This window comes from Sphingobium vermicomposti (genome assembly GCF_011762025.1).
GTDB classification, from domain to species: Bacteria; Pseudomonadota; Alphaproteobacteria; order Sphingomonadales; family Sphingomonadaceae; genus Sphingobium; species Sphingobium vermicomposti.
The window spans coordinates 236,936-253,470 of record NZ_JAASQR010000001.1 but is presented as its reverse complement, the minus strand read 5'-3'; the positions used below and the strand labels follow the sequence as shown (position 1 = coordinate 253,470).

The following is a 16,535-nucleotide window of genomic DNA, read 5'->3' as shown; positions in this document are numbered from 1 at the left end:
GTCGCCGGCACCGGCGATCCGGGCAGAACGCTCCCATAGATATTCACGTCACGCAGATGGTGCCCGTTACAAACGGCCAACTTCTTGGGTCCGGAAGCGCATGCCGCGAGGCCAAGCAATGGAAGACTGCCGATCAGGCAGAAAGTAACCTGGCGGATGGTGAACGTCGATTTTTGAGGACAGGGCAAGGTCATGGTGATGTCTCGCTATGCCGTTTCGATGGAGCCGCCCCGACGAGCGGCGCGCTCCAGATTGCGGCTGTTGCGCGCAATGCGGCGTTGTCGGAAGGGAGATGCCATCGTCCCCCAGGCGGTCCCGGCGAAGACACCAACCCCCGCAGCGGCACCGCCGGCAATTCCGGTGGCGATGGCCGGAGCCTGGAAGAAGAAGATGGTCCCGAGAAAGAGATAGACCGCGAAAAGAACCGCACCGATTGTCACATCAGCTTTCGATTCTGCAGCTGCGATTGCGATGCTGCCCAAATCAGAAATGAGCGTCGTGATCGCGATGATCACTCCCATGAGAACTATGTAGTTGAAGACCTGCCCGAGCCATCCATGAAAGAAGCGGCGCGTCGGTTCAAACAATGCAAGTGCAATGAAAATTGGCCCTAGGGCGATAATGATGGCCAGCGCTATTTTGGCAAAAATAGTAATTGCAAACCCGATCGCGGCGGACAATCCTGCCAGCGCGTAGATGCAAACGGCTAGTGCGATCAGCACCAAGCGCATCGGATTAATTTCAATATACGTCGCAGCTTTGGCGCGAATTAGGAGAACTATGCTGTCGGCTTGATTGAAGTAGTCATCAAATGCCGCGCCCACGCTGGTGATGGTCCGCCCGGAGAGTGCCTGCGAGAGTGCGTCGGGCATCCCATGAAAAAGAGGTGTGGTGATCCACTCGGAATAGGCGACCGTCGTTGCGGCAATATACAGCAGGCAGAGCTTGACCATCCGGTAGAATAGTTCGCCCCAGGGCTCGCTAATGATGCCGCGCATCACCATGTAGCCGAACAAAGCGATATAAATGACAAGCCCGACGGCGAGTGGCCCGCGAACAACCTCAACTACGTTTTGAAGACGTTCGTTGAGGAACAGGTCCAAATGATTGTCGACCTGCAGATAGAAATCGTTGAACAGTGTAGAGGCCATGGCGTGTCAGCTCGCTGTCAAAGCGATCGCTTCAGGTCATCGAGATCTTTAACGTCCTGAGCATTGATGCACTCACGGGAACTTGGATGGGTCCCGTTCGCACAGTCCCTGAGCGTTTGATTTCGCAGATCGGAGTTACTGCGATACTCATCTTTTCCGGTCGGCGGTTTGCAGCCGAGCAAGCCAACCAAAGTAACGCTTACGACAATGGCCCGGAGCATTACGAGCCTCCCAAACTTGCCGACAGGTCGGCTAAATCCTGTTCATCGTCGCGCTGCATCTGAAGACGACGTTCTGACTCCTGCCGCATCCGCAGCGCCTGCAACTGCAGGGCATCATTCTGGATGTGGGCGTTTTCGACCCCTACCCTTGCCTGGATGTCCATGACCTGTTTCGCGTCCGAAGCCGTATCGAGCGAGGTGCGCAGTTCTTCCAAGCCCGTTGTGCGTTGGGCCGAGACGCCATAGGCCGATTCCGCGATCGCGGCATCGCGGGCGGCTAGATCGCCATTTCGCAACAGAGTGTCGCGCGACGCGCGCTCATAGGCTGAGGCGCCTGGCCGCAGGTCCGGCAGCGCAATGCGGTTGGCATCGCGAATCCGGGTCGCGGCACTGCCAAGCGATCCCAGGCTGGCATTGTCCGACGACATCAACCTGCCGAGGTCGCGGGCCTCGCGCGGCAGCAGATGGCGCATCGTGTCGGTGGAAAGCGACGGGGCAATGCCATTGACGTCGGTGACCTGATTGAAGCTGCCGTAGAGCTGCTTGGCCTCCGCGATCTGCTCCTTGCCCTGCTCGATCATCGACAGGGTGTTCTTGACCGTGGCGAGCGCCTGCAAATAGCCGGAGCTGTCATAGACCGGTATACCCTGGGCGGCGGCCGGACCCGCCGTTCCCAGGATAATCGCACCGATCGCTGCGATTTTGCCTTTACGCATAGCTCATCCTTTCCTGCTCGATGGAGACCGACGCTGCTGGTGAAAGAGAGGCAGCCAGTTTTCGGGATCGTCGCCGACCTCGGCGCGGATAGCGTCGAGCAGCGTCACCGTTTCCGTGGTGCCCGAGAGCACGGCGAGTTCGTCCGAGAGACCGCCAAGATCGAGTTCAACGACGATCGAGTCATGGCCTTGCTTGACCAGGAACCGGCGGGATTCCGGATTCAAATCATGGCGGATGAGTTTGAATTCCGCCTGGGTCAGGCCGAGCCCATCGACATAGTCCGTTTCGCGACCGTAGGGGTTGGGAAGCAAGATCTTGGTCGCGACCTGTTCCAAAATGCTGTGCGAAATGTCCGAGCGCAGCGCATCCGCAGGGCTTTGCGTGCCGAAGACAAGAAAGGCATTCTGCTTGCGGTAGGTCTTGAGGCCGTCCTGCGCGAAGGCGCGGAAGACGTCGTCACCCAAGGCTTTCCAGAATTCGTCGATGTCGATCACAAGCCGCCGACCGTCGAGGAGACCGTCGATCCGGTGGAACATGTACATCATGAGCGGCGTGCGGACTTCGGGGTTATCGAGAAAATCCGTCATGTCGAAGCCGACAAACGCCGCTTCGAGCGATAGGGCGTCGATCTCATTGTCGAACACCCAGCCGAGCGAACCGCCCCGCGCCCATTTCTCCAGCCGGGCACCAATGCCTTCAGGGTCACGCTGGCCGAGCAGCTGGCGAAGCGCCAGAATGGAGCGATCCTCCGGCGCGAGGCGCCCGAGCGAGGCCAGCCCCTCGTCGATCATGCGTTCCTGCGTGACGCCGAGCTGACCTCCGCCCGGCGTCACCAGCTGCCGGATCAGGCGCCCCAGGAAGACAAGATTGCGCGGACCATAGTCGAGGGCCCGCAGAGGTGCGAAACCTGTAGGCTCGCCATTCTTCAGCGTCAGATAGATCCCGCCCGCGGACCGGACATAGATCTCCGCGCCGCGGTCCTTGTCGATGAAGATCTGCTGGGCGCCCGTCTTCTCGAGCTGCGCCATCAGAAAATTCTGGACGACGGTCTTACCCGCGCCAGACGGACCGATGATCAGTGTGTGGCCCAAATCGCCGACATGGAAGTTGAAATAATAGGGCGATTGCGCGGCCGTTTTCATCATGGCGATCGCAGGCCCCCAATGGTTGCCCTTGGCCCGGCCGGCGGGATAGGTATGGAACGGTGCCAAGGCAGCAAAATTGCGCGAGGTGATCGCCGCCGGCCGCGACCGCCATGCGAAATTTCCAGGCAGCTGCGCCCAGAACGCCGCTTCAAGGGCTGGTCCTTCGCGCGCCGCCACCAAACCGGCATCGGCCAGTGCCGCGCGCGCGGCCGAGAGATTGTCGGCAAGCTGCCTCTGGCTCTCGGCGAAGACCGCCAGCGAGAAATGATGCTCCCCGAGCACGAACCGATTGCTTTGCAGATCGTCGGCGGCATCGGCGAGATCGAGCGCCTGGCTCGCGGCGGCATCCTCGGTCGAGGCCATCTGGTTTTGCCGGCGGCGCAGCCGTTCCGCCGCCCGCGCCTTGCCCATGAAGGTGAAGGATTGCGAGACGACGAAGGCGAAATCCTGGCCGAGCAAGGCATTCATCTGTCCCGGGCGCGTCAGCGCGGGATATTCCCTGATGCCGAAGATGCCCTGCCAGCGGCTCGTGTCATGGGCACGGATCTCGACCGTCTCACGTCCGAAAATCACGCGCTCGCCGTAAAGCGCGGATCCCAGATGACCGCGGACGAGCGGAACCCTGGATCGCGCACCCATCATCACTTGCTCGAGCACCTCAAGCGGGGCGGAGAAGATCAGACCATTATGCTCGTAGAGAGCCAGGCGCGCCGGTCTGCAGCGGCGGAGCAGCTTCTCGATGTCGCGCGCCTTCTCCTCGAAGCGCGCCAGTTCATCGGGATCGACCTCCTCCTCTGCGACCTTAGCTTTCGCGATCCGCTTGAGCAGCAGCCCGGTCCGGTCGGCCGATCCGACGGCCGGACGCATGAGCAGCGTCAGATAATGCTCATTGACGAACATCCGCTTGGCGGTGACGCGCGCCCGATATTTACCGTCGAGCTCGGCGGCGAACTTTGAGCGGAACTGCCCTTCGGGATAGTCCCCTACGGCTGAGCGGACGATGTGGGTCCAAATCGCAAGCCGATCGTCGGCGATGTTGCGCCAGGTGCCGTTGAGCTTCTCGTGCCAATCGTTGAGCTGGATCGGATCAGCCGTCTCGAAAGCCAGCCCTTCGAGACGGAACATCATCATGAGATCGCCGCTATCGAGCGCAATCACATCGGGCGTCACATGGCGGGCATAGGGCAGATAGCGCCCGGGCTCCGCCTCTCGGGCCAGAACCCGCCAGGGGGTCTTGCGTGGCGACAGCTGGGCGGCGGCGCTAGCCACGCGCAAAGCCCTTGCGCTGCATCCCCGCGACCGGCAGCGGCGAATAGGAACTACCGCCCCACCAGCTGCGGTTCCGGCAGCGCGCCTTGGTCAAGGTCCACAACCATAGCAGGCGAAAGGCATTGGCGTCGTGGCGCACGATGAGGCGCGCCACCGCAAGGCACGCGCCGCCGATGGCCGCCGCGTAAAGTGGATTGCCGCTGACGATCAGGGTAAGACAGGCAGCAAGCGCAATCGGCAAGGACGCTTCGAGCGGCACGCCCAGCCACATCGTCGGCCGCGTCACCGCAAGGAAAAGCGTTTCCTCGCGCAGCCGCTCGTTCGAGGCCGCCGCCTCGTTCACGCGCCACCCGTAATGGTATCGACGATCCACTGCGCGCTGAAGACGATGAAAATGCCGACGATGACCGTCACCAACAGGCCGAGGCTCGCCCGTCCGGTGAAGAACATGAAACCGACGATGACGACGGCGATGACCGCAATCGTCTTGGCAAAGGTTCCCGTCAGCCACGTCTTGATGTTCTCGGCCATCGAGGTGATGCCGTCCGCGCCTTGCGCATGCGCGGGATCGCTCAGAAGCAGCGAGAGAAGCACCGCCAAGCCGACGATGGCGGCGATGCGCAGCAAAAGACGCGCCCATTGGGGCTGGGAGCCCAGGCGAGCGGTGATCGCTGTCATGGATGCTGTCCTTTCTGAGAAGTGACCTCGTCGCCGAAGACCATGAGCGAGGCCTGCCGGGCATCGGCGGCGATGGTCCAGCCGGCCGCCGGCGTCGCCGCGCGGGCGGAGGGCTGCGGATCGACGCTCGCCGCGGCGGCAAGCCGGACAGGCGTCGGCATCACCGGCGCTGGGCGGCTGCCGCGGATCAGGGGGATGACGGTCGACGCGCTGGCATAGACGCGGGCGACATAACCATTGCGAAAGCCGCGCCGCCGATCGCCGGTATTGTAGAGCGAGAGCGCTGTTGCGATCGCATGGTCCGAACTCTGGGCGGAGTGCGCCACCGACTGATAGTTGGTCGTCAACACCCGCGCGGCGGCGGCAAGGTTGCGGCACGGTTCGAAGGCATCCTCCACCGACAGACCCAACCATCCGAGGTTGGCACTGTTGATCTGCCCCAAGCCCAAGTCGATGTTGTAGCCTTGGCGAATGAGGCGACGCGCGGCGGCAATCGCCTGTGCCCTCGTCGCCGGCACCGGCTTGCGCGCACCCGGACTGTTGACCCCGATCGCCAGCGTGTTGAACCGGCTTTCCGTGTGAACGATCGAGATCAGCGTCTCAGGCGCCACGCTTGGCGCGCATGAGCCTGCAAGGGCGAGAAGACTGGCGAGGTCGAGGATCATCGAACGCCGTCCTGCAGCCGCTCGATATGGGCCAGCGAGTAGGTCTCGCGGCGTCCATCGCTGAAGGTCATGACAACCCGGCGCCGCGTTGCGGAATCGCGATCGTAGACCTTGGTACGAGCGACACCGCCGCCGCTACAGCCGGGAAAGGAGCCGCCGGTGGCCAAGCGCTGCCACAGCTTGGTCATGGGCGCGACGCACTGGGCATATTGCGTCGCGCCACCGGGATTGGAAAGGCACAGGAGAACCTGGCAGCCCAAGTCATTCGCTCGCGCGGGAGTCGGTTGAAGGGCGGTGCCCATGGCGAGCACCGCCAGGCTGAGAATCACATGTTGCATCGGGTCATTCCCCCGCGAGAGACACCTCCCGCGTTGGGAATTGGCGTCGGCTATCCGTTGGATTTCACCTCTCTTTTGTTCCGCCCGGCTCCGATTTCGGCAATCCCCCCAGCCGGGGGGAGTTGGCCTGCTCTTTGCTGGTCCAGGAATTCGGCCAGCGCACCTTCCTGATCGGGGCGCAACGCATCGATCGCCGCCAAATATTCTGGTGGATTGCCCTCGAGCAGGATGGACGGGCATTGGCCATCATAATTGCCGAGATTGGGGCGGTGCTGCTGGTAGCCGACCAGCGCGGCAAGCTCTGGATCGAACGCACGGGCCGCATCGGGCGGATAGGTCAGCCATTGATTCTCGTAGGGCTTCAGCCAGCCCAGGCAATAACTGACGATGATGCCACGCCGGATCGCGCCGGTCATGTTCGCGCCGGCGCCATGCAGCGTAGAACCGAGGAAGAAGATCGCCGAGCCCGGCTCTGCCTCAACCGCCACGGGCTGTGCGTCCTGCGTGGAGCCGGCATTATGGCTCCCGGGCCAGATCAACGTGGCGCCGTTTTCAGCCTTGAACGGAGAAATCGGCCACATCACATTGACAAGATATTCGATCTCGCCGGTCGGGCCGCGCCACATATCCTGATCCCTGTGAGGAAACTGCGCCGTGGCTCCTGGATGCAGTTCGAGCGCCTGCGTCAGGTTGAGCTGGATCGTATCGCACCAGGGGTCGAGGACCAAACGCACCAAGCGCATGATCGCGGGATGGCGCACGAGCCGCTCGACAGCAGGTATGCGTTTCAAAAGGCCGCCGAAGCGCTTGGTGCGCGGACCGTAGAAGCCGCCCTGACAAAAGGGTGTGGCGGCAAAACGTGGATCGAGGGCGTGATCAATCTCCGCGATCTCTGTCTTGGATGCGATGTCCCGCAACACGCAGAAGCCGTGCCGCTCCAGATCGTCATCGACCGTAGGGTCAACAGCTTGGCCATAGGGGGAGAGATTCGTCACGGCGCCCTCCTCAAGCAGCCTTGGCAAATTCGGCGAGGGCGACCGGGCGCCAGATGCCGCTGGCCTGCAACTGCTCACGCGTGCGGCCATCGATGTCGATCTGCAAGGCGACAAGGCAGCTTGTCGAACCGGGCAGGCCGAGGGGGCGGCAGGCCCAGCCAAAGCTCAGGATCTGCTGGAACCAGGGCCACTCAGCGACGCCGGTGTAGCTTTGGATTCGATTGCGCAGCGCATATTCGACGAGCGCGGACACCAACCGGTTGCGCACCTCCAGGCGCTCTCGTGCCCGCAATCGTCGTGCAAGGCAAAAGCGCGTGATCTCGAGGATCGCACCACCCCGGGGAGGCGCTTGTTCACATAGCTCGGGGAAAATGGTGCCGAGAATATGGTCACCGGTCGTGGGAAGCAGCCGCGCCGAGGCAAGATGCTCGCCTTCGGCGTCGGCTATCACGATGTAGACGGCAGAGTCATTGTCGAACTGGTCAATTTCATAGCGGCCGGCGAGGACCGGCACGTCCCAGTGCAGAAGATCGACGAATACCCGTTTGCGTTCCTCGAACATCGAACGGAACAGGCGGGTTTCCATGGCGCGGGCAGCGCCGGTTTCAATATGCATGACAGCCTCCTTTGGTGAGGCGGTCAGTCGATCAGGCCCGCGTCCTTTCGGTTATCCCCAGTCCTGGGGAGATCATCGGCCGAAAACATCTGCGAAGCTGATCTGTCCATCGAACAAGGCGCGGATCGCCAGAAGCGTGCGCTTCGTGACACCGTAGCGGTCGCGCGCATCCTTGACATGCTGGATCACCGTTTCCTGCCCAATGCCGAGGATCTGGCTGATCTCCCAGTCGGTCTTCCCGCGGGCGACCAGCGCCACACATTCAGCCTGCCGCTCAGTCAGGCTGGGGCCTTCGCATCGAGCTTGGGTTTGCCGGGACAGTCTGCGCGCAGCTTCGAATGCGAAGCTGCCAATGAGTTGGACGAGCGGGAGCTGTCGTTGATCGAGCACGTCGCCTGACCCCATGGCGAATGAGCAGGACCCATTCACCTCACCAGGAATGTGGGCAGGAACCGTGAAACCATCGCCCAGCCCGGCGTCGTGCGCCTCCGCCAGGATCGACCGATCAGCAGCGCTGAGCGTGATCAGGGATTGAACCGCCGACCAGGCAAAGCCGACGTTCGTGCGGTGGCTGGCACGGTGGATCGGGTCACTGGCATAGAGGCGACGCGCCTGGAAGCACTCCACCCAGTCCGGCGGATAATCGACGATATGGACTGAGCTCACCGCTGGCTTGAGGTCGATATGGTGGACCAGGGCATAGTACCGAAAACCCATCTCACGCGTGATCTCGGCCATCAGGCCGGCGAGTGCTCGACTGTCCCTGATTGTCGCGGCAACCGCGCAGAATTCCTGAACTTGGCCAAGCCCGATCATCACGGCCCAAGCGAGATCAGAGGAGCGCGTCCATGTTGAGATGACCGTCGCGAACCGCGCGCAGTACCAGCTGCGTTCGGCGCCGAACGCCGTAGCGCCGACGCGCAGATTCCACATATTCGTGCACGGTGTCGCGGCTAAGCCCGAGGATCTGGGCAATCTCCCAATCGCTCTTCCCCTGGGCCACAAGCGCGATGCATTCGACCTGACGCGGACTGAGGGAAACAAACGCCAAGGTCCTCATCTCTTCGCCGAGCAGTTCGCGCGCCCGGTCATAAGCGACCGAACCCAGCAACCGGGCGGTGAGAATTTCCGCCGCATCCAGCGGTTCATCACGCGGTCGGGCGACGGTGAAAATCGCCTCAGGCTCGCCCGGCGTCCTGATCGGCAAGCTATAGCCCGCTGCAAGGTCATGATCCCTGGCGCGTTTCAGGATGCTTCGCTGGCGCGACGAAAGCTCAAGCACGTCGCCCACCCGATCCCAGGCGAGCCCCGATGGCGTGCGGGCGCAGGCCGCGTGGATGGGGTCCTCGATATAGTGGCGCTCCTCGAGCACCTCCTCGAGCCAGGCCGGCGGATAGGTGGTGAGGAACAGGCGCTGCCCGCCTCCGTGCCGAAGATCGACATTGTGGAGCAGCGTGAACCAGCGGAAGCCGAGTTCGCGCACGGCCGCATCGATCGTGCCTTGCAAATCGCCGAGGTTTTCAGCACGCGCACATTCCTCTGCGAAACGCGTGAGGTCATCCAGACGGCCGCAATCTTTTATCCTGTTCGCCATAGACGGTCGAAGCTCGCCGCCAGCACGACTACCCGTCCAGCGCTAAGCGGTCAGCGCGACGATTATTACGGCGAGTTGAGAATGATTCGCAAGATGCTTCGCAGACCAAAGAGCCCATGATCCGATGGCAGCGGCTTAGTTCTGGTGTTCAAAGCCGAAAAACTCGGGTGATCGTGTTGGTCTTGCTGGAATGTCCATTCGTCGTGGTAACATCTCTCGGATGGCGAGTGTGCGGACTGCGCGCACTCATCGATGGGCGCGCTGAGCATCGTCTGGCGACAAGCCCTTCCTTTTTTATCGAGGTCCGGCGAAAAAGTCGCCAGACCTCGTCTTCGTTAGGCGGACAAGCTCGCCGAGATGCGCGCCATGCGATCCTTCAGCGAGAGTTTGGTCTTCTTCAGCTTGCTCAAGCGCGCTTCATCGGGCTGGAGAAGGTTGCTCTCAAGCTCGATCTGCTTGCTGATTCTCTCATGGGCGGCTTTCAAGCGTCCAATGAGCCGAGCAGACATATGCTCTTCCTTTCCTGGTTTGAAACATGCGAGACAAGTTATCTACTTGTCCGATTTTGCGGACGACTTTTCTCTATTCAGAAGGTTACTAACAGTATTCGGGGGAGAATTCGGAAGCTTCTCTTTCTTCGGCTTACGAGGTTCTCGATTACCAGCCATTTTCTTCTTACCCACGACTATATTTCCTTGCATGATCACCAAGTGGTGATGTGATTTCATGTCGCGCGCCTGATCGGACAGCGGCATCCGATCAGGAACAAGGAAGGGGTTCGGGGGGGTGGCCTGAGATAGGGGGTAAACGTCATGATAAGTCCTGCCTCACTACGACTTAGCAATCGGCACAGTCCAAACAATTGGCGCCGCTCTACGCAGAGTGAGGATGCTATCGTGAAAAAACGTCTCGCTTCTAACAGAAGCGAATTAGCTAAAGCCTAAGTTTTTAAACTCTTGGCTTCAGTAAATCGTGCAAACGCCCTAGCCGACTAAACGTCGAATAGGGCTCAGATGCCGATGATTGGCTTCTTTCTAGGCGGTAGCGCTTGCACGGAGGAATAATTTTTCATGACGGATGTGCGATGTCAGATATCCGGCGTAGGTCAAGCGCCTCCCTGGTCTGAGTTCGTTGGCGCCTATCGATGGTTCAGGGATTCCCTCTGCTGACGTTTGGTGGATCAGCTATGACATTTTACCCCGGGGCAGAGTGTCATAGGTGACAAAATGCAGTTTGATGCGAAAAGCGGATTCACATCGATCCTGCTTTGTGCTTGATTCGCTCGTGTTATGTTTCAGTCAGCGAAGGCCTACGAACCGTCGCGCAGCTGCGATATCGCAGCTGTTCTCGAGCAATTGGCACATGTTTCGAGCCGCCCCCGCTATGCCTTCATGTTGCTTAACCTGATCGCGCAGGTCGCGCGGGCCGATGGAAGCGCGGGTCCTTGGATCAAGCGAGACAATGAGCTTGTGTCTTTGCGCGACTGGCTATGCGATGCGCTTACGCCCATGGCGCAGCGTGGACCACGCCACGCGGCGCTGGCCGAACGGGTTCTCAAGGACCTCGACAAAAATGGCGCGCTCCCGCGCGAGGCCGAGGCAGCACAGCAGGCGGTGGCCGCGGAAATGCGGGTGCGCATTCGCACGGCCGGAAAATCCAACCTCAGTCGAGCCGTCTCCGAGCTCGTAAAAGCCGGTCTGCTTCGTCGTCACTATCAGGGTTACCGCATCGATCACTGCAACAGAGGCGGGCAGCGCCACGCGGTCTACACGCTGATCGGCCGCGCACGCGGCCTGACTGCCGCGACACGGATCCAAACAAGCGAAGCCCAGCAGGAGCTCCACTTTGGGTAAATAGGCGGCGCAGCTCCGGTCGTCACCTCAATCGCCGGGGTTAAACAGCGGCCAGCGCCTGATCGATGTCCGCTAGAATGTCATCAATATGCTCGATGCCGACGGAAATCCGCACCAGATCCTCGCTCACACCGGCTCTCGCCAATTCGGCCGCGCTTAGCTGCCGGTGGGTGGTGGACGCTGGATGGCAGGCGAGTGACTTCGCATCCCCAATATTCACCAGCCTGAGGATCATCTTGAGCCGGTCGATAAACGCCCCGCCAGCCTGTTGCCCACCTTCTATCCCGAAACTTAGAATGCCTGATCCTTTGCCCCGCGTCAGTCGCTGCGCCAGCGCATAATATTTGCTACTGGTCAGCCCGGCATAGTTAACCCATGACACCTTGGGATGGTCCTGAAGATAACGAGCGACCTTCTCCGCATTTTCGCAGTGCCTCTCCATTCGCAAACCAAGCGTTTCGAGGCCCTGGAGCAGTAGGAAGGCACTATGCGGCGCCAGCGCGGCGCCCGTATTGCGCAGCGGTGCCACCCGTGCTCGCCCAATGAAGGCGGCGGCGCCGAGCGCTTCGGTGTACACGACCCCATGGTAGGATGGATCCGGTTCATTGAGGATCGCAAAACGCTTGCGATCCGCCGTCCAGTCAAAGCGGCCACTGTCAATGATCATTCCGCCAATCGTCGTGCCATGTCCGCCGACATATTTGGTCATTGAATGAATCACGATGTCCGCGCCGAACTCAATAGGCCTGCACAGGAACGGGGTTGCCACGGTATTATCGACGATCACCGGCACACCATGGCGATGGGCAATTTCGGAGACCCGCTCCATGTCAACGATATTGCCGGCAGGGTTGCCAATCGACTCCAAAAATACCGCCTTTGTCCCGCTATCGATGGCGGCGTCCATTGCGGCGTAATCCTCGCCGTCGACCAGGCGCGCTTCAATTCCTTGCCGCGGGAAGCTGTGCATGAAGAGATTATATGTGCCGCCGTATAGCTGGGAAATCGATACGATGTTGTCGCCAGCGCCAGCAATCGTCTGAATTGCATAGGTTATGGCTGCCATCCCCGATGCCAGCCCAAGCCCTGCAATACCGCCCTCCATCTCGGAAAGCCGCGCTTCAAGCACGGCGGTCGTCGGGTTCATGATGCGGGTATAGATCTTACCCTGCACCTTGAGGTCGAAAAGGTCGGCGCCATGCTGGGTATCATCGAACGTGTAGGAGGTGGTCTGATAGATGGGGACTGCCGCTGACCGGGTCGTCGGATCTGTGTCATACCCATGGTGCAGCGCTACCGATTCCAGCTTCATGTCGGGCTCCTTCAGGGTCAATCAACCGATGCGTCGCGACCGGGTCAACCTTCCCACCGAAAATTTCAGGTCTTCCAGATCGGAAGCCCTCTGAAACTCAGCAATTCAGACAGCGCGCTGGCGCGCGCGCCGGCGTGATCATCTGGAACTGTGCGTCAAATGACCCGTTTGCCATTCATCATTCATTGCCGGAGGTCAGATCAATGCACATAAAGCTCGCGCTGTTTGGGGCAACCGCCGTTCTGCTTTCTGGCTGCGGCAACGCTCAGGACAAGGCTAAGGATCGCGTCGAACACGCGGCAGAGGCCAGCGCTGCTGCAGCGGGCCCGGCACCGGTCGCACTCGGACTGAGCGAAGCACAGCTTCTGGATGCTGACCTCGTCGATGCCAACAATATAGAACTGGGCGATGTTCAGGCACTGGCTCGAGACGGGAATGGCAAGGTCGATAGACTTCTAATTGAGATCGAGGACAGCCATCCCGATAAATTCGTCCATGTTCCGATCGCTGGCCTCACGACGGTCCGGCGCGGCACGGACACGGACGTCGTAATCAAAATGACGAAGCAGCAACTGGCGGCGCTGCCTGCAGTGGATTTGAACGCCGCGAAATAGCTGTAGCGAGCGAAGTCGTTCATGCAGGAGCGGTAAGTGCGGATAAAAATTTTTGCGGCTCACCGCTCCCCTAGCCTGATCGACGGGGGCGCTTGCTCCTGATGGCGTGCCGTCTGAGCAAAGCAATCCAGCCATGACGGGGATACCGCCACCTCACAGATGAATGCCTTGAGCCTTTGTTTTTGGCCATCGAAGCGCCACATTACCCATCATGACCGCCCAGCGCTCCTCCCTCCTCCATCCTGGTAGCAGCACTCCGCGATAGCTGGCCCTGGCTGAAGGCTGAGCATAGTCTTGCCAGGGCGCGCTTCGCATCTGGAGCGCTAGAGCGGTTTCCACACGAACTGAATCGGTGGGGGTTTCCTTGCCAGTGCTGATGTGATTCACGCTTTCTGCTGGTTGGAGGAGGCCAGCATGGATGGCGCGAACGCTTTCACAGGACCTTCGGGACAGGGTCATTGCGGCGATTGATGGTGGGTTGAGTTGCCGCGCGGCGGCCGATCGCTTTGGTGTCAGCGCGTCGAGCGCGATCCGCTGGCGGCAACTTGCACTTCAGCATGGCCAGGCCGTCGCAAAGCCGCGCGGCGGAGACCGGCATTCCGGCAGGATCGAGGCGCATGGCGGCTTCATCCGGGAGTTGGTTGCCGAGCAGGGCGACATGACCTTGGTTGAGATCCAGGCACGGCTCGTCGAGCGGGGCGTGTCGGTCGGGATCGGCACGTTGCATCGCTTCTTCCTGCGCCACGCGATCACGCGGAAAAAAAGACCGGGCACGCGATCGAGCAAGACCGCCCCGACGTCCTGAGGCAACGCCGGCATTGGTTCAACGACCAGCTCGATCTGGACCCGGAACGCCTGGTGTTCATCGACGAAACATGGACCGCCACCAACATGACCCGCAGCCACGGCCGCTGCCCGAAAGGCGAACGGCTGCGGATGGGCTTCCCGCACGGCCACCGCAAGACCACCACCCTGGTCGCCGGCCTGCGCATGACCGGCATGGTCGCGCCCATGGTGCTCGACGGGCCGATCAACGGCGACTGGTTCGAAGCCTACGTCACCCAGGTTCTCGTGCCGGAACTGCGGCCTGGCGACATCGTCATCATGGACAACCTGTCGAGCCACAAGCGCGCATCGGTTCAGGCGCTCATCGAGGCCGCAGGCGCAACCCTGCGCTTCCTCCCGCCCTACAGCCCCGACTTCAACCCGATCGAGAAAGCCTTCGCCCGCCTCAAGGCCATGCTACGCAAAGCCGGCGAGCGAACCGTCTCTGGCCTGTGGGGCCTCATCGGCAGGCTGGTCGATATCTTCAAACCTGCCGAATGCGCCAACTACTTCAGTTCATGCGGATACGAACCGGAATGACCGGAAACCGCTCTAGCTCCTGTCCGCCTCGCTGTTTGGGCATGAGCATCGCTGATGCCGTCCAGGAGAGATCCTTGTTTCTGACACGTTTCACGGCGCTTGGCATCGCCATCATATCAGCCATTGTCGCGGGCAATTACCTGCCCGCCGTCTGGGCCATTCCACTCTTCGCAGTCAGCGTAGCCCTCGCCGCCCTGGGACTCTACGATTTGGCCCAACCCGTACACTCAGTGCGCCGAAACTATCCCATCATCGGCCACCTGCGCTGGTTCTTCGAGGATATTCGCCCGGAGATCCGGCAATACATGATCGAGGGCGATCAGGAGAAAGTCCCCTTTTCCCGCATCCAGCGCTCGCTGATCTATGCCCGTGCGAAGGATGAAGGCAGCGAACGGGCCTTTGGCACCTTGCTTGACGTATATCAAGATGGACATGAATTCATCGCCCATTCCACCCGTCCGGCGAAGCCGGCGGACCCGGCGACTTTCAAGATTAACATCGGGGGGCAGGCCTGTCGCCAGCCCTACAAGTCCAGCCTGTTCAATATCTCGGCGATGAGTTTCGGTTCGCTCAGCGCCAACGCGATCCGGGCGCTCAACAAAGGCGCGGCGATGGGAGGCTTTGCGCACGATACCGGCGAAGGCAGCATCAGCCCTTATCATCTCGAATTCGGTGGCGATCTCATATGGGAAATCGGCAGCGGATATTTTGGTAGCCGTACAGCCGATGGGCATTTCGACCCGACCCAATTCTCCCGACAGGCGCGCAATCCGCAGGTCAAGATGATCGAGATCAAGCTGAGCCAAGGCGCCAAGCCGGGGCATGGCGGCATTCTTCCGGCGGAGAAAGTGACGGCGGAAATCTCGAAGACCCGCGGCGTGCCAACGGGTGAGGATTGTGTTTCTCCCGCACGCCACCGCGCCTTTTCCTCGCCACTAGAGATGATGCAATTCATCGGCGATTTGCGACGCTTGTCCGAGGGTAAGCCGATCGGATTTAAGCTTTGTGTCGGCCAACCCTGGGAGCTCATGGGCATGGTTAAAGCCATGCGGGAAACCGGCATTCTTCCGGATTTCATCGTGGTCGACGGAGCCGAAGGGGGGACGGGTGCCGCACCGCTCGAATTCATCGATCATCTGGGCATGCCCATGCGCGAAGGGCTGTTGTTCGTTCACAACACATTGGTGGGTGCGGGCCTTCGCAGCCAGATCAAGGTCGGAGCGGCCGGCAAAATCGTAACTGCCTTCGACATAGCTGCCACACTGGCGCTGGGCGCTGACTGGACCAATGCAGGCCGAGGCTTCATGTTCGCGCTGGGCTGCATCCAGTCGCTGACCTGCCATACCAATCGATGTCCTGTTGGCGTCGCGACCCAGGATCCTATGCGTCAACGAGCGCTGGTCGTTCCGGATAAGGCCGAGCGCGTTTTTAACTTCCATCGCAACACGCTGGCCGCACTCGCAGAAATGGTGGCGGCAGCAGGGCTCGAGCATCCCAGTCTCATCAGTCCCCACCATCTCATGCGGCGCGTCAGCCCCACCGAGGTTAGACTGTTTTCACAGCTTCATACCTATCTCGAGGAGGGTGACCTGCTCGGAACACGTCCGCGTGATGACTTCTATGGCGCAGCCTGGCGCCTCGCGCGGCCCGACAGCTTTGAAATTGGACAGTGATATGTTCTCCCTGCGACCATTCAATGTTACATCGAATGCATTACATGTATTAGCGCCCGAAAATCCATGCTTTGACTGTGTAACCTAGGTGCAAAGAAGAACTGTCATGTGTTTTAGGTAGACTGTAGCTCGGCGCTGCCCATGCAGGCTTCATCTACCGTCCTGCTTTTTGATGACCGAGGCATATTTGACTTTCCAACGGGACAAGGCCATGCTGCGAGCGTTATGTCACTTTTGGTCATCCGCGCAGAGATTCATCCGGGCAGCAGCACCTCACGCCTCTGCCCCTAAGCAGTTCGCGTTTTCGCGGTCCGTTTAGGGTATGTTCG

The 16,535-nt window shown here is 60.6% G+C and carries 18 protein-coding genes; 4 read left to right on the top strand and 14 right to left on the bottom strand.

The window, feature by feature from the left end; genetic code table 11:
* Positions 1–206 precede the first annotated feature (206 nt).
* The 13 genes from FHS54_RS01355 to FHS54_RS01295 form a co-directional block, all read right to left on the bottom strand.
* Positions 207–1,151 (bottom strand): TrbL/VirB6 family protein, encoded by a 945-nt coding sequence (locus tag FHS54_RS01355; RefSeq protein WP_167301989.1) that lies wholly within the window; start codon positions 1,149–1,151, stop codon positions 207–209.
* A 17-nt stretch (positions 1,152–1,168) separates the two neighbouring features.
* Positions 1,169–1,372, bottom strand: a complete 204-nt coding sequence (locus FHS54_RS01350) for an EexN family lipoprotein (protein WP_167301988.1) — start codon at positions 1,370–1,372, stop codon at positions 1,169–1,171.
* Complete coding sequence (locus FHS54_RS01345) at positions 1,372–2,088, bottom strand: TrbJ/VirB5 family protein (RefSeq protein WP_167301987.1); 717 nt, start codon at positions 2,086–2,088, stop codon at positions 1,372–1,374. The genes FHS54_RS01350 and FHS54_RS01345 overlap by 1 nt, the downstream gene beginning before the upstream one ends.
* Before the next feature lie 3 nt (positions 2,089–2,091).
* Positions 2,092–4,509 (bottom strand): VirB4 family type IV secretion/conjugal transfer ATPase, encoded by a 2,418-nt coding sequence (locus FHS54_RS01340; RefSeq protein WP_167301986.1) that lies wholly within the window; start codon positions 4,507–4,509, stop codon positions 2,092–2,094.
* Positions 4,496–4,846, bottom strand: a complete 351-nt coding sequence (locus FHS54_RS01335) for a VirB3 family type IV secretion system protein (protein ID WP_167301985.1) — start codon at positions 4,844–4,846, stop codon at positions 4,496–4,498. Before FHS54_RS01335 ends, FHS54_RS01340 begins: the two co-directional genes overlap by 14 nt.
* A complete protein-coding gene (locus FHS54_RS01330) occupies positions 4,843–5,181 on the bottom strand; it encodes a TrbC/VirB2 family protein (protein WP_167301984.1) in 339 nt (112 codons plus the stop codon). The genes FHS54_RS01335 and FHS54_RS01330 overlap by 4 nt, the downstream gene beginning before the upstream one ends.
* Positions 5,178–5,846, bottom strand: a complete 669-nt coding sequence (locus tag FHS54_RS01325; RefSeq protein WP_167301983.1) for a lytic transglycosylase domain-containing protein — start codon at positions 5,844–5,846, stop codon at positions 5,178–5,180. Before FHS54_RS01325 ends, FHS54_RS01330 begins: the two co-directional genes overlap by 4 nt.
* Positions 5,843–6,184: a hypothetical protein gene (locus tag FHS54_RS01320; RefSeq protein ID WP_167301982.1), complete on the bottom strand. Its 342-nt coding sequence runs from the start codon at positions 6,182–6,184 to the stop codon at positions 5,843–5,845. The genes FHS54_RS01325 and FHS54_RS01320 overlap by 4 nt, the downstream gene beginning before the upstream one ends.
* A 50-nt stretch (positions 6,185–6,234) precedes the next feature.
* Entirely contained in the window at positions 6,235–7,179 is a 945-nt protein-coding gene (locus tag FHS54_RS01315; protein WP_167301981.1) for a phytanoyl-CoA dioxygenase family protein, read from the bottom strand.
* A 10-nt stretch (positions 7,180–7,189) separates the two neighbouring features.
* Positions 7,190–7,795, bottom strand: coding sequence for an acyl-homoserine-lactone synthase (locus FHS54_RS01310; RefSeq protein WP_167301980.1), 606 nt, complete (start codon positions 7,793–7,795; stop codon positions 7,190–7,192).
* A 72-nt stretch (positions 7,796–7,867) separates the two neighbouring features.
* Positions 7,868–8,611 (bottom strand): LuxR family transcriptional regulator, encoded by a 744-nt coding sequence (locus FHS54_RS01305; protein ID WP_208404715.1) that lies wholly within the window; start codon positions 8,609–8,611, stop codon positions 7,868–7,870.
* Positions 8,612–8,627: 16 nt separating this feature from the next.
* Complete coding sequence (locus FHS54_RS01300; RefSeq protein ID WP_167301978.1) at positions 8,628–9,389, bottom strand: helix-turn-helix transcriptional regulator; 762 nt, start codon at positions 9,387–9,389, stop codon at positions 8,628–8,630.
* A gap of 335 nt (positions 9,390–9,724) precedes the next feature.
* Complete coding sequence (locus FHS54_RS01295) at positions 9,725–9,898, bottom strand: DUF465 domain-containing protein (protein WP_167301977.1); 174 nt, start codon at positions 9,896–9,898, stop codon at positions 9,725–9,727.
* Between the two features lie 780 nt (positions 9,899–10,678).
* Here FHS54_RS01295 and FHS54_RS01290 point away from each other — a divergent pair.
* Positions 10,679–11,242 (top strand): hypothetical protein, encoded by a 564-nt coding sequence (locus FHS54_RS01290; protein WP_167301976.1) that lies wholly within the window; start codon positions 10,679–10,681, stop codon positions 11,240–11,242.
* A 40-nt stretch (positions 11,243–11,282) separates the two neighbouring features.
* On the opposite strand, the gene FHS54_RS01285 is transcribed toward FHS54_RS01290, so the two are convergent.
* Positions 11,283–12,554: an O-acetylhomoserine aminocarboxypropyltransferase/cysteine synthase family protein gene (locus FHS54_RS01285; protein ID WP_167301975.1), complete on the bottom strand. Its 1,272-nt coding sequence runs from the start codon at positions 12,552–12,554 to the stop codon at positions 11,283–11,285.
* 134 nt (positions 12,555–12,688) lie between these two features.
* Here FHS54_RS01285 and FHS54_RS01280 point away from each other — a divergent pair, with 134 nt between their 5' ends.
* The 3 genes from FHS54_RS01280 to FHS54_RS01270 all read left to right on the top strand — a co-directional run bounded on the left by FHS54_RS01280 (position 12,689) and on the right by FHS54_RS01270 (position 16,206).
* A complete protein-coding gene (locus FHS54_RS01280) occupies positions 12,689–13,168 on the top strand; it encodes a PRC-barrel domain containing protein (protein WP_167301974.1) in 480 nt (159 codons plus the stop codon).
* 418 nt (positions 13,169–13,586) lie between these two features.
* Positions 13,587–14,533, top strand: a protein-coding gene (locus FHS54_RS01275) for an IS630 family transposase (protein WP_167301973.1) whose coding sequence is annotated in 2 segments (ribosomal slippage) — positions 13,587–13,923 and positions 13,923–14,533 — 948 coding nt in all. Because the reading frame shifts where the segments join, the coding sequence is not laid out codon by codon here.
* Positions 14,534–14,607: 74 nt separating this feature from the next.
* Positions 14,608–16,206 carry an FMN-binding glutamate synthase family protein gene (locus FHS54_RS01270; RefSeq protein ID WP_208404714.1) on the top strand — a complete coding sequence of 533 codons (1,599 nt, stop codon included), beginning with the start codon at positions 14,608–14,610 and terminating at the stop codon, positions 16,204–16,206.
* The last annotated feature ends 329 nt before the right edge of the window (positions 16,207–16,535 follow it).